Source organism: Poritiphilus flavus, from assembly GCF_009901585.1.
Classification (GTDB): domain Bacteria; phylum Bacteroidota; class Bacteroidia; order Flavobacteriales; family Flavobacteriaceae; genus Poritiphilus; species Poritiphilus flavus.
This window is the reverse complement of the sequence record NZ_WXYO01000002.1, coordinates 779,926-793,122: the sequence shown is the minus strand read 5'-3', so window position 1 is coordinate 793,122 and position 13,197 is coordinate 779,926. Positions and strand designations below refer to the sequence as shown.

13 protein-coding genes are annotated in these 13,197 nt (G+C 43.8%); 6 read left to right on the top strand and 7 right to left on the bottom strand.

The features are described from left to right. Entirely contained in the window at positions 1–546 is a 546-nt protein-coding gene (locus GTQ38_RS06730; protein WP_238857820.1) for an acyl-CoA thioesterase, read from the top strand. Here the strand turns inward: GTQ38_RS06730 and pgl are convergent. Further along, entirely contained in the window at positions 533–1,252 is a 720-nt protein-coding gene (pgl, locus tag GTQ38_RS06725) for a 6-phosphogluconolactonase (RefSeq protein WP_161434699.1), read from the bottom strand. The genes GTQ38_RS06730 and pgl overlap by 14 nt on opposite strands. 7 nt (positions 1,253–1,259) lie before the next feature. Continuing rightward, positions 1,260–2,792 (bottom strand): glucose-6-phosphate dehydrogenase, encoded by a 1,533-nt coding sequence (gene zwf, locus GTQ38_RS06720; protein WP_161434698.1) that lies wholly within the window; start codon positions 2,790–2,792, stop codon positions 1,260–1,262. Between the two features lie 152 nt (positions 2,793–2,944). Between zwf and gndA the strand changes: the two genes are divergently transcribed. Then, the gene (gndA, locus tag GTQ38_RS06715) at positions 2,945–4,357 is read left to right on the top strand and encodes an NADP-dependent phosphogluconate dehydrogenase (RefSeq protein WP_161434697.1); all 1,413 of its coding nucleotides are present in this window, start codon (positions 2,945–2,947) and stop codon (positions 4,355–4,357) included. Between the two features lie 49 nt (positions 4,358–4,406). Here gndA and GTQ38_RS06710 read toward each other — a convergent pair whose 3' ends face one another. Beyond that, positions 4,407–5,261, bottom strand: coding sequence for a DUF5777 family beta-barrel protein (locus tag GTQ38_RS06710; RefSeq protein WP_161434696.1), 855 nt, complete (start codon positions 5,259–5,261; stop codon positions 4,407–4,409). A 261-nt stretch (positions 5,262–5,522) separates the two neighbouring features. Between GTQ38_RS06710 and GTQ38_RS06705 the strand changes: the two genes are divergently transcribed. Continuing rightward, entirely contained in the window at positions 5,523–6,032 is a 510-nt protein-coding gene (locus GTQ38_RS06705; RefSeq protein WP_161434695.1) for a YceI family protein, read from the top strand. Between the two features lie 9 nt (positions 6,033–6,041). Here the strand turns inward: GTQ38_RS06705 and carB are convergent, their stop codons facing one another. Beyond that, positions 6,042–8,894, bottom strand: a complete 2,853-nt coding sequence (gene carB / locus GTQ38_RS06700; RefSeq protein ID WP_161434694.1) for a carbamoyl-phosphate synthase large subunit — start codon at positions 8,892–8,894, stop codon at positions 6,042–6,044. A 110-nt stretch (positions 8,895–9,004) separates the two neighbouring features. After that, complete coding sequence (gene rpmH / locus GTQ38_RS06695; protein ID WP_105217492.1) at positions 9,005–9,163, bottom strand: 50S ribosomal protein L34; 159 nt, start codon at positions 9,161–9,163, stop codon at positions 9,005–9,007. Between the two features lie 316 nt (positions 9,164–9,479). Here rpmH and GTQ38_RS06690 point away from each other — a divergent pair, with 316 nt between their 5' ends. Together GTQ38_RS06690 and GTQ38_RS06685 are read left to right on the top strand one after the other, a co-directional pair. After that, complete coding sequence (locus tag GTQ38_RS06690) at positions 9,480–10,367, top strand: DUF6263 family protein (protein WP_161434693.1); 888 nt, start codon at positions 9,480–9,482, stop codon at positions 10,365–10,367. A gap of 5 nt (positions 10,368–10,372) precedes the next feature. After that, the gene (locus tag GTQ38_RS06685; RefSeq protein ID WP_161434692.1) at positions 10,373–10,888 is read left to right on the top strand and encodes a DUF2892 domain-containing protein; all 516 of its coding nucleotides are present in this window, start codon (positions 10,373–10,375) and stop codon (positions 10,886–10,888) included. A 171-nt stretch (positions 10,889–11,059) separates the two neighbouring features. On the opposite strand, the gene GTQ38_RS06680 is transcribed toward GTQ38_RS06685, so the two are convergent. Continuing rightward, positions 11,060–12,016, bottom strand: a complete 957-nt coding sequence (locus GTQ38_RS06680) for a lytic transglycosylase domain-containing protein (protein WP_161434691.1) — start codon at positions 12,014–12,016, stop codon at positions 11,060–11,062. A 61-nt stretch (positions 12,017–12,077) separates the two neighbouring features. Beyond that, positions 12,078–12,710, bottom strand: coding sequence for an alpha/beta hydrolase family protein (locus GTQ38_RS06675; protein WP_161434690.1), 633 nt, complete (start codon positions 12,708–12,710; stop codon positions 12,078–12,080). A gap of 183 nt (positions 12,711–12,893) precedes the next feature. Between GTQ38_RS06675 and GTQ38_RS06670 the strand changes: the two genes are divergently transcribed. Next, positions 12,894–13,187, top strand: a complete 294-nt coding sequence (locus tag GTQ38_RS06670; RefSeq protein ID WP_161434689.1) for a GNAT family N-acetyltransferase — start codon at positions 12,894–12,896, stop codon at positions 13,185–13,187. The last annotated feature ends 10 nt before the right edge of the window (positions 13,188–13,197 follow it).

The following is a 13,197-nucleotide window of genomic DNA, read 5'->3' as shown; positions in this document are numbered from 1 at the left end:
ATGTCTTCCTTTAAAACAGCCCGGGAATCCAGGTTATCCATTACAGAACTAATGTTACCCTCGCATTCCAATTTTGGAGGAAAGGTACACGGTGGTTACATCCTGAATCTGATGGACCAGATCGCCTTTGCCTGTGCTTCCAAACACTCTCAGCGCTACTGTGTGACAGCTTCTGTAAATCGGGTTGACTTCCTGAATCCGATAGAAGTTGGGGAACTTGTTACCCTTAAAGCTTCAATTAACTATACCGGCCGGACCTCCATGGTAGTTGGAGTACGGGTGGAATCAGAAAACGTAACCTCCGGCGAGCGGAAACATTGCAACTCTTCTTATTTTACCATGGTGGCCAAAGATGAGAAAGGTAAAAGTGTTCCTGTGCCGGGATTGATTCTCACCGATCAGCAGGGAGTCCGAAGATTTGCCAGAAGTAAAATACGCAAACAACAAGCTTTTAAACGGAGTACGGAATTCGAAGAGTCTAAGTTTGATCACCATGCATATTTGCCGGAACTAGAAGGCGAAAATGTAAGGCTCAACCTGAAGTGACGAGTTTCGCGGCTTCAGAGTCCAAAAACCAGTACAATTTTCCGGATTGTGGGTTAACCAGGGCAGCGGGGTATTGCTCGTAGTCTTTCTCCTTGTGCAGAATGGCCTTTACCTTTTCTGCTTTACTTCCTCCTGTGACCAAAAAAGCCACTTCCCTGGCGTTATTTATCAACTTACCCGTGATGGTGACACGTCGTTGCCCGGATTCCGGGTGAATAGCAACTTCGCAGTTCTTTTCCGAATCCCATAGTTGAATTTCATGAGGAAAGACCGAGGCGGTATGCCCGTCATCCCCCATACCTAATATTACCAGGTCAAATTGAGGCAATTCGTTGGCTTCCGGAAGAAAATTCGAAAGCAGTTCCCCATATCGATCAGCCTCTGCCTCCGGTTCCGTTTCTCCCAGTATTCGATGAATATTATCTTCCGGGATCTCTATTTTGGAAAGCAAATGGGTCACGGTCATCTTATAATTGCTCTGATCATCATCAGGTGGAACACAGCGTTCGTCACCCCAATACAAATGCACATCAGACCAGTTGATGCTGTCCTTGTATTCCTCAGCGAGAAGATCAAAAACGATCTTTGGGGTGCTACCTCCTGACAGGGCAATATGGGTTTCACCCTGCTTACGTATCAAATGGGCCAGGTATTCGGAAAAGTAAGCAGCCACTGCTTCTTTACTTCTGGAAACTTTTACGTCCATGGAGTTATTAATTAATTACACAAAAACCGGGGTCGTCTGCAAGGTTTTTCCCGGGATTACGCCACATATATAAGCCTTCTATGAGGTCATCCGCGTTCTGTGGGCCCCACATCCCTGCGGAATACCCATAGGTGCGCACCTCCTTACCATTTGCCCAGTAATCCAGTATAGGATCCACAAATTCCCAGGCGGCCTCTACCTCATCCGCCCTGGCGTATAAGGTGGCATCTCCCTGCATCGCGTCCAACAGTAAACGCTCATAGGCTGTCATCACATGGGTATCGGTAAGACTGGAGTAGTAAAAATCCAGGTTTGCTCTTTCCACCTTAAATCCCTGTCCGGGGACCTTAACCCCAAATTTCATGAGCATACCTTCATCCGGCTGCACGCGAATGATCAACTTATTGTCTTTATTGGCAAAGCCAGCATCTTTAAATATCTGATGATGTGGCGTTTTAAAATGGATCACCACTTCTGTGACCTTGGTAGGCATCCGCTTGGCCGTACGCACATAAAACGGTACATCTGCCCATCGCCAGTTATCCACAAAAAACTTAATAGCCGCATAAGTCTCCGTGGTCGATTCGGGGTCTACCCCATCTTCTTCCCTATACCCTTTTACCTGTTCTCCATTAACATCCGCTGCCAGGTATTGTCCGCGGATGGTATTTTTATACAAGGTTTCTTCATCTCGCATAATGCGAATAGACTTCAGGGCTTTGACCTTTTCATTCCGGATCTCCTCAGCGTTCGGACCAATGGGAGGTTCCATAACCACCAGCGAAACGATCTGCAACAAGTGATTTTGGAACATATCGCGAAGGGCACCGGACTTATCGTAATAGCCACCCCGTTTTTCAACCCCGACGCTTTCCGCATTGGTTATCTCCACATGATGAATGTAATTGCGGTTCCAGAGCGGTTCAAAGATGCTGTTGGCAAAACGGGTGACCAACAGGTTCTGGACGGTCTCTTTTCCCAGGTAATGATCTATTCTGTATATCTGAGGTTCTTCAAAATACTTGTGCAGGGCGTCATTAAGCTCCTTTGCGGTTTCCAGGCTATAACCAAAGGGTTTTTCCACAATGATGCGCTTCCAACCGTTTTCTTCCCGGGTAAGATCCTGATCACTTAGGTTTTTGGCGATGATCTCATATAAGTTGGGCGGAGTGGACAGGTAATAGATCATATTGGACCCGGTGCCGTGCGCACTGCTCAATTTCTCGATCCGGGCCCTTAAACCCGAGTAATCCGTGTCGTAATTATCCCCCAAATCTTCATAATAGAGCATGTCTGCAAAACCCTTTACAAAAGCATCATTGGCTCCATTCAATTCGTCCTTCAGATATTGGCTGTCATAAACCACCCGCTGTCTGAAATCCTCATCGCTAAGATTGCTTCGGCTTATCCCTAATACCACAAAATTCTTAGGGAGGTGTTTTCCTTTGTATAAATTGAATATTGCGGGGATCAGCTTTCTGGCAGTAAGGTCTCCTGAGGCCCCGAAAATAACCAGCATTTGGTTCTCAGTCTTATTCATGTTAAGAGAGATAAAGTTATTTTTAAATATATCGAAAAGAAATGGTTCAGCAACCAACTTTGCTGTTGTGCTTTTAACAATTCTCACGATTTTGAGCTACATTTGAGCTTTAGCGAAAAACACCACTTTTTTTAATTCATAAAACTGAGCAAATGCAGGAATCTAAGTATGATTTTGGATTGGTAGGTCTTGGAGTAATGGGACGTAATTTTATCCTCAACGTAGCAGACAATGGCTTTACCGCTTACGGTCACGACCTGGACGAAGAAAAGGTAAATGCCCTGAAGGAAGAAGGCGGAGACCTTCAGAAAGTTGATGCTTCCACAGAGGTAAATACATTTGTCCAGGCCTTGAGTACCCCCAGAAAGATCATGCTGCTCGTTCCTGCCGGAAAGATCGTCGATGCCGTTATAGAAGGGCTACTCCCCTTATTGGATAAGGATGATATCATTATTGACGGAGGAAATTCTTTTTTTACCGATACGGACAGGCGTGAGAGTTATTTACAATCCAAAGGCATCCATTTCTTCGGCGCCGGGGTTTCCGGAGGTGCGAAGGGCGCCCGACGAGGCCCGAGTATTATGCCAGGAGGTTCCCGTGAAGCATACAAGGAAGTAAAACCTGTATTTGAGGCCGTAGCGGCTAAATTCAAAGGTGAACCCTGTGTAGCTTACCTGGGCCCTAAATCTGCCGGTAACTATGTTAAAATGGTACACAACGGTATTGAGTATGGGCTGATGCAACTCACGTCCGAGGTCTACGACTTCCTGCACAGAGCAGCCGGCCTGAGCAATGACGACCTTCACGATACATTTGCCCAATGGAATGCCGGAAGGTTGCAGTCTTTCCTGGTGGAGATCACCGCAGAGATATTCAAACAGCAAGATGACCAGGGTGAAGGACGGTTGGTAGACAAGATCCTGGATAAGGCCAAGCAAAAAGGTACTGGTAAATGGACATCCCAGAACGCCATGGATCTTGGGATCCCTGTTCCCTCCATTGATATTGCGGTAAGCATGCGTGAACTTTCTGCACTTAAGGAAGAAAGGCTAAAAGCGGACGAGATTTATTCCAGGCCGGATATCCGGAAAATGGATCAGGAAACGGCAGTAAAAATCGCTGAGGAAGCCCTTTATTTTGCCTTTATCATCACCTATGCACAGGGATTACACCAACTTTCCGAGGCCTCTGATGAATACGGATATGAACTTGAATTAGAGACCATAGCCAAGATCTGGAGGGCCGGATGTATTATTCGCGCGGCCTTATTGGATGATATTTCAAGGGCCTATGATGCTGAAAAAGGCCTTACAAACCTGCTGTTGGCACCAGCCTTTGTAGACAAGGTAAAATCAACCGTAGAATCTGCGCGTGCACTGGTCAGCTTTGCCGCCGGCAGCGGAATTCCCATGCCCGGGCTGTCAAATTCCCTGACCTATTTTGACGCCTACACTTCGGGAAGGCTTCCGCTGAACCTGATCCAGGCACAACGAGACCATTTCGGGTCGCACACCTACGAACGGATAGATATGGAAGGGATATTCCATACGGAATGGGGTGCTTAGACCGGGGTTTACTCATGATCAATACCTTGGTACCGGATTTTCCGGAAAACTAGAATGTCCTGCTCAGGTTAAATCCAAAGTAAATATCTCCCTCAGACCAGTCACCCACTCCATTTCCAAGAAAACCGCTTTCGAAGGTAGGCTGAGCGTTGGTAAAGTGCAATTGAAAAACGTGACCTCCGGTTTCAATATCAAAACCTATAGATAGCGGGTTGACGAATGGCGAGCCATCAGCCCTGTTCAGATGCCAACCGTAATCCAGGTTAATACTCCATCTTTTGCCCAGTTTATATCTTCCACCAACTCCCAGAGCAAACTGAGAATTATCCTGGGGTTCATAAGCCACATAACCTTCATAGAAATAGGTGGGCATGAGTTGTAAAGACAACTTATTGGAGACTTTCCTGGAGATAAGTAGCTGCTGTGTAAAGGATATCCTGTCTGAAAAATCTACTTCCCGTAGTATTAAGGCCTCCTCTATTAAGGTATTTATGGCTCCCTGGCTATACCCCACAATGGTAACCGGAAAATCCTTTTGCTGTCGCGTCAATCGGTATTTGGCTGAAAGATCATAGGTCTTATTGAAAGAACTTCTGGAAACCGCTAGATTAAAGCCATCAGTAAATCCGTAAATAAAGTGCAGTCTGGTATTGGCAAAATCCAGGCCGAAAAAATCATCAAAACCATTCTTAATACTACCGAAACGGTGAGAAACAATAAAGTAAAATTCTTTTCTGTTTACCATTTTGGTAGATTCAAAATTCACGATCTTCAGTCCTTTGAAAGCGGCTTCCGCAATCTGTGTAGTATCTGATTTATCGATCTCCTGAAGCAGATCATCCTGGGTAAAACCTTTAGAGGTAAGAAATACAATAAGTAGGAGACTGAGTTTTATGGTTCGCATAGCAATGGATTATTACCCTAAGTTTTCTTTCGGTTCTTATTTTGCCGGTAAATTACCGATTTCTGACCAAAACCAGTATTCAGGTAACAAAAATATACCTTCGGGCTACATCAAGGGCAATAGGTATTATGGAAAAAGTGTTTATCTTTTGAAAATACTTTTGGCACGGCACTTGCAAAGAGCTTAGAATAAGTAATTCAAATGATAAAAACCCCGAGAATCAGCGGCTTGAGAATTTTAATTTGTCTTTTGATTTTAGGTATGACACAGCTTGTCTATACCCAGGAAACCTATAAAACCACTTCCGGCGAAGTTCGTTTTAATGCCTCAACCCCATTGGAAGATATTAAAGCCGCAAACAGGGAGGTAAACGCAATTTTAAAAACAGAGAGCGGTAACTTTGCTACCGTCCTGCTGATGAAAGACTTCGATTTCAGAAGAAAGCTGATGCAGGAACACTTCAACGAGAATTACGCTGAGTCCGATCGTTATCCCAAAAGCTACCTCAGTGGTACCATCCAAAATTTCAGGATAGCAGAACTCGGTTCGGAACCTAAAACTTTCCAGCTAAACGGTAAACTCACCATCCATGGGGTTACCCGGAACTTTAACTCTGAGGTATCCCTGAGAAAAAGGTCGGATGCCATAGATTTACAATCGGAATTTATGATCCAACCGGAATCTTTTGACATAGAGATCCCAACCCTGCTTTTTAAAAAGATCGCTCAGGAAGTAATGGTTTCCGTCAATTTTAAGCTGAAAAAGCAATAAACAAGCTTTTTACTTGCTCAAATACATTTTCCTTCGCCCGTAGAGGTTGTAGAATTCATCATCCTTAAGACTGTCAATGAAAAGGATACTTTCGCCGGTACTTTTCATCTCAGGCCCCAGATTCTTATTGACATTCGGGAATTTATTGAACGAGAACACCGGTTGCTTGATCGCAAACCCTTCCAGATAAGGTTCGAACTTGAAATCCTTCAACTTATTGTGTTTCAGCATTACCTTGGTCGCATAGTTCACATAGGGTTCCCCATAAGCCTTGGCGATAAATGGTACCGTACGCGAAGCCCTCGGATTAGCCTCGATGATGTATACCTGATCATCCTTGATGGCGAATTGTATGTTAATAAGTCCAACCGTATTAAGCGCCAACGCGATCTTTTTGGTATGATCTTTTATCTGCTGCATAACGAACTCCCCTAGATTGAAGGGTGGAAGTGTAGCGTTAGAATCTCCGGAATGGATGCCACATGGTTCGATATGCTCCATTATACCGATAATGTAAATATCTTCCCCATCGCAAATGGCATCCGCTTCGGCTTCTATGGCCCCATCCAGGTAATGGTCCAGAAGTAATTTGTTGTTAGGGATCTTACGCAGTAGATCTACCACGTGTTCTTCCAATTCCTCTTTGTTTATCACAATCTTCATTCCCTGACCCCCAAGCACATATGAAGGCCTTACCAATAATGGAAAGTTTAGTTCATCTGCCAGGGCCAGAGCTTCATCCGCGCTTTCGGCTACACCGAACTGCGGGTAAGGAATTCCGTTCTCTTTAAGCAATTTGGAAAAGCTACCCCGGTCCTCGGCCAGGTCCAGTGACTGAAAGCTGGTACCCATGATCTTTATGCCATATTTATCGAGCTTCTCTGCCAGTTTCAGGGCTGTTTGTCCGCCTAATTGTACGATGACCCCCTCGGGTTTCTCATGTAGTATGATATCGTAAATATGCTCCCAGAAAACCGGTTCAAAATACAGCTTGTCAGCAGTGTCAAAATCGGTGGAAACTGTCTCCGGGTTACAGTTTATCATGATAGTTTCGTAACCACATTCCGCCGCTGCATATACCCCGTGCACACAGCAGTAATCAAATTCTATCCCCTGCCCTATCCTATTTGGGCCGGAACCGAGCACCACTATTTTCTTCCTGTCGGTAACTTCACTATCGTTTACCACATAACGTTTTCCATCGGCAGATTCAATCTCCTCTTCAAAAGTAGAGTAGTAATAAGGTGTCATTGCCTTGAATTCCGCGGCACAGGTATCTACCAGTTTATACACCCTGTTGATATTCAAAGCGGTTCTTTTCTTGTGAACCTCGCTCTCATAGCAATCCAGCATATGGGCAATCTGCCTGTCAGCAAATCCCTTTTGTTTTGCTTCTAACAAAAGGTTTTTTGGCAAGCTTTCCACAGTGTATTTGGAGATCTCTTTTTCCAGGTGATGCAGTTCTTCGTACTGCTTCAGGAACCACATGTCTATTTTGGTGATCTCATGTATTCGGCTCAACGGAATACCCAGCTGTATGGCATCGTATATCACAAAGACCCTGTCCCAACTGGCTACCGTAAGTTTGCTGATGATCTGGTCATAATTTTTATATCCTTTCCCATCGGCTCCAAGACCGTTTCTTTTAATCTCTAAGGATTGGGTAGCTTTATGCAATGCTTCCTGGAAGGAGCGTCCTATTCCCATAACTTCCCCAACGGCTTTCATCTGCAAGCCCAGGGAACGGTCTGAGCCCTCGAACTTGTCAAAATTCCATCTTGGGATCTTAACGATCACGTAGTCCAGAGTAGGTTCAAAAAGCGCGGATGTAGATTTTGTGATCTGATTCTCCAGTTCGTCCAGAGAATATCCGATCGCCAGTTTGGCGGCCACCTTGGCGATAGGGTAACCAGTGGCTTTGGAGGCCAGGGCAGATGAACGGGATACCCTTGGGTTGATCTCAATAGCAATTATATCTTCTTTTTCATCCGGACTTACAGCGAATTGTACGTTACAGCCTCCGGCAAAATCCCCAATACTGCGCATCATTAAGATGGCCATATCCCGCATTCTCTGAAAAGTTGTATCAGAAAGTGTCATGGCGGGAGCAACCGTTATGGAATCCCCGGTGTGGATGCCCATAGGATCCATATTTTCAATGGTACAGATTATAACGACGTTATCATTCTTATCCCGAAGTAACTCCAGTTCGTATTCCTTCCATCCCATCATAGCCTTGTCTATCATCACCTCGTGAATGGGCGAGACTTCCAGACCCCGACTCAGAAGTTCATCAAAATCTTCCGGTTTATAAACGATAGAAGCACCAGCCCCACCTAAGGTGTAAGAGGCCCTGATCACCAGAGGAAATCCAAATTCCTGAGCGATTTCCTTCCCCTTTAGAAATGAAGTAGCAGTTGCCTGAGGAGCCATTCCTATTCCGATCTTTTCCATGAGTGCCCTGAACTGCTCACGGTCTTCAGTAATATTGATCGCATCAATATCCACCCCTATGATCTCCACATCAAAATCTTCCCAAATGCCTTTTTCACCAGCTTCGATACAGAGGTTAAGTGCAGTCTGCCCACCCATAGTGGGTAAAACCGCATCAATCTCCGGATGTTCCTTGAGTATCTTTATAATAGACTTGGTATTAAGGGGTAAGAGATAAACATGGTCTGCCATGGAAGGATCCGTCATGATGGTAGCCGGGTTGCTATTGATCAAAACCGTTTTAATTCCATCTTCACGCAGGGATCTCAGGGATTGGGATCCTGAATAATCAAATTCACAGGCCTGCCCGATAATAATCGGACCTGAGCCAATAATCAAAACCGTGTTTAAGTCTTTTCTCTTGGGCATTTGCTACTTTTTTTCTTTACTGTTAATTACTAATCTGTTATTTATCGGATAAAAAAAAGGTGCTACTTTAAGAAAGTAACACCTGCTTATTTCGAAGAATGATTCGATCATTATTTTTTATGTCTGGGCTCTGAAGATACACTCAATTTCTTTCTTCCCTTGGCTCTTCTGGACGCCAATACTTTTCTTCCGTTAACGGAAGCCATACGCTCTCTAAAGCCGTGCTTGTTCCTTCTCTTCCTTTTAGATGGCTGAAATGTTCTTTTCATCTGACCCTGATTTCTTGTACTTGAATCAATTTTGCAACTGCTGGCAAAATTCTGGGCGCAAATATACGAAGAGTTTTTGCTTTGGCAAATTGAAAAATAAAAATATTACAGAAATAATTCTTCAATAAATAACAGCCTTATTGCTGCAGTTTTTAAGGTATGCCTTTCCATGACAAAGATAAGGTTGTGAACTACTATTTAAACAGCTTAGGTCAGTAAATCGTAGAAGTTAAAGGATAAATTAGACCCAAAGGCCAAGTTCGATTTCGGATTGTTTTTACTACTTTTGCGGCATCCGAATTACAATCCCCACAGAATGAAAAGAGTGCTCCTTATCCCAATTTTAGCCTTGTTTTCCGCAGTATTGCACGGGCAGACTTCCTTGAAGTATTCGCTAAAGGAAGGTGACACTTTTACGATCAAACAAAGCGCTCAGCAACTCATAACCCAGGAAATTGACGGGGCAGCCCACGAAATTACCAATACCATTGATGGCATTATGGAATTCCGGGTCTTAGGTGAAACAGAAGATAACTATTCAGTGGCTGTGACCTTCAAAGACCTGAACCTGAGTATGAGTTCCAGCATTCAGGGAACACTTATGGATGTTAAAGCGGGAGATGTTACGAGTGAGGATCCTCAATCCAAGATCTTTAACAGCCTTTTAAATACTCCCGTTCAAATTATCCTGGCCAAGAACGGGGATGTTCTTGAGGTAAATGGCGGCGACAGCCTTGTGGCCAAAATGGCAAAAGCTTCAGGAGTAGAGGATCAGTTTACTTTGAATATGATGAAAAAATCTCTGGAAAAGGAGTTCGGTTCCGAAGCGCTTTCCAACAGCTATAAACAAATGACCTATATTTATCCGGACGACGATAAGGAAGTTGGGGAGAGTTGGGAGAATGAGTACAGCGGTAAATTAGCCACCAAAAATGTCTGGACTTTGGACAAGGTAACCGAAACCGAAACAGATCTCAGTTGCAAGGCCGATGTGGTAATGGATCTGAAAGAACCGGCCACTACCATGAAGTTGACCGGGACACAGGATACCCAGGTAACGGCGGACAGCGAATCGGGCTTTATTCTAAAGATGACCGTTGAGGGTATCTCTGAAGGTACATCTACTCTGGCTCAAATGGGAGACCAGGAGATCCCTACCACCATCAAATCATTGATTACGTACGAATTAATAGACAACTTATAATCTAAATGTTCAATAAATACATAAAATTGGTAATCGCATTCCTAATTGTGGGTTATGCAGGTTATCAGATCACCGAAGGGTATATTGGAAATGGGATCTTTCTCATACTGCTATCTCTCATCTTTGTTTTTCTGTTTTTCAGGAACGAGATCATCTTGCTAGCCTTCCTGAGAATGCGAAAGCAAGACCTTGCCGGAACAGAAAGATGGTTGAGCAGGATAAAGAATCCGGAGGCATCTCTAACCACTAAACAGCAAGGCTATTACAACTATCTATATGGGATTATCTACTCCCAAAAGAACCTAACCCAGGCAGAAAAGTACTTTAGAAAGGCCCTGAAACTTGGCCTTAACATGGATTATGACGTGGCCATGGCGAAATTAAGCCTGGCTGGGATAGCCATGCAAAAGCGAAGGAAACGCGAGGCTACCACCTTACTTCAGGAAGCCAAAAAGCTGGACAAGAACAATATGCTGACGGATCAGATCAAGATGATGCAGCAGCAGATGAAGAGGATATAGTTCAGTGGGCAGTGGGCAGTAAACAGTAATCAGTAATCAGTGAACAGTCCTCCTTTGCTTAAGCTTCGGAGGATGAGATCAGTTGGCAGTGAACAGTAAACAGTAAACGGTGGTCAGTTATTCATAACTTAGCACTTACAACTTAACCCTTAAACCTAGAATAGCAAACCGCTATTGCCCCATGTTGTAGTAGCCTTTATTTGGGATCTCTATGATGTATTTCTTTCGGGAGGCGTTGTTCAGATGAGGTTGGCGTAACCAGGGATTATGCCTTTTGAGTATCTTGTAATTAACCTCATACTGCTTCGCAAATTCCGCAAAACTCAAGATAGGTTCATCTACTTCAACCTGAAATGTGGGGACCGCGGAATACAGATCTTCTTTTTCTATTTGAAAGCCGTACTTCTCAGGGTTGGATAGTATTTCTTTAATCGCCATAATCCTAAAGACGTATCGCCCGGTTTCCTCTCCCAGCAGCAGATCGTAATAATTATCCACCTGCTGAATACCCATAAATTTGTTTATGGATCCGGGTCCGGCATTATAGGCTGCAGCCGTAAGGGTCCAGCTTCCGTACTTTTCTTTCCATTTCTTAATATACCTGCACGCCACTTCGGTAGACTTTGCAAGGTGATAGCGTTCGTCCACATTTGCATTGATCTCCAGGCCGTATTCTCTACCGGTAGCTTTCATAATTTGCCAGAAACCTGTGGCTCCAGCATGAGAAACCACGTTTTGAAGTCCGCTTTCTGCAACCGCCAGGTATTTGAAATCGTCAGGAATACCATTCTTTGCCAAAATTGGTTCGATAACCGGAAAGTACTTATGTGCCCGTTTCATCAAAAGCAAGGCATTAGACTGCCAATAGGTATTCACCAGGAATTCTCTGTCCACTCTTTCCATGATCTCAGGATCATCCTGGGGTACCATTTCGCCTGCAAAGTTCAGATCTTCCGGAATATCGATAGCGGAAATGGTGTATTCTTTTGCTACGTTCTTATCAATTTCAACCTCAGGACCCTGTGAGTTTTCCTGAGTGGCTGAACTACTGTGTTGGACGGCAAAGATGAGGGTGCTTATCACAAAAAACACACCCAATATCATTAGGACATTCTTCAAAAATTTCATAGGCGATTTATTAGCTACAATATCAAAGGTAGCAAAGAATTGATATAAAGACATAACTCACTTATTCCAAAATAATTGTTGGCAGGTGTTCATTGAACCATTTATAACGATGAATGATCATGGTATGGGTTCCCTTTTCCACCCGGATGCACTCCCGGATATTCTGAATGGGAAAGACCGCATCCTGCTCTCCGTGGATGTGAATGAGATCCGGATCATATTCAGACTGGGCCCAATTTACCATTTGATCGATGGCCCAGTCTATATAACGTTTGTCGCGAATGGAAAGATATTTTTCGTAGAGCGCCAGGCGTTTTGTAACCGTTTCGCCAAAAGCGTACTTAGCCAGCAGTTCTACATTGTTCACAAGTCCTGTGGGAAGCAGTTTATGTACTTTGGTATATTTGGCGAAGATCATCCTTTTGGGTAATTCGGACTTCTGTTTTACACTGGAAACTATGATGACCTTTCTCGTCGGCAAATACCGAGCCATTTCCTGTACCAGAACACCGCCAAATGATACTCCCACTAACACCGGATCTTTGTGCTTTATCTTTTGACACATTTCCGCCGCATAGGATTTTAGATCCATACCGCGTGATGGAACGAACCATTCCAGCCGGTGTATTACAAAGCGATCCGGGGGCAGAACAATATTCTCAAAGATGCTTGAAGCAGCTGCCAATCCTGGCATAAAGTAAACGTGAATTTTGGTGAAGTTCTCCGGCTCCAAACTCTCTTTTTACTAGGAATTTAGCATTTTTTTTGATACCTTTGTCACCATATTGCAAAATTACCAAACTCTTGTTTTTTAGATAACTACGCTTTCGAGAACGTCGTAGTTTTTAGATCTGAAACCACTATTAAATCAAACTATATGAATGAAGTAGCAATTAAGGACAATAGTTTCTTGCGCCAATTTGAAACTAGGGTCGACGGACATTTAGCCAAAATTGAGTACTCTTCCCAAGAAAGAAAAGTTTTTTTAACTAAGCTGGTCATCCCAGAAGAAATTCAAAAAGAGGGATTTAAAGAAGATTTTATCAAATCTGTTTTACACCACATTCAGGAACAAAATTTACGCGTAGTTCCCACCAGTCCACAAATTGCAGGCTTTTTAAGAAAGAACAGGCAATATAAAGAAATGCTCCCCGTAGGCATCAGAATATAAGAATTGAGTC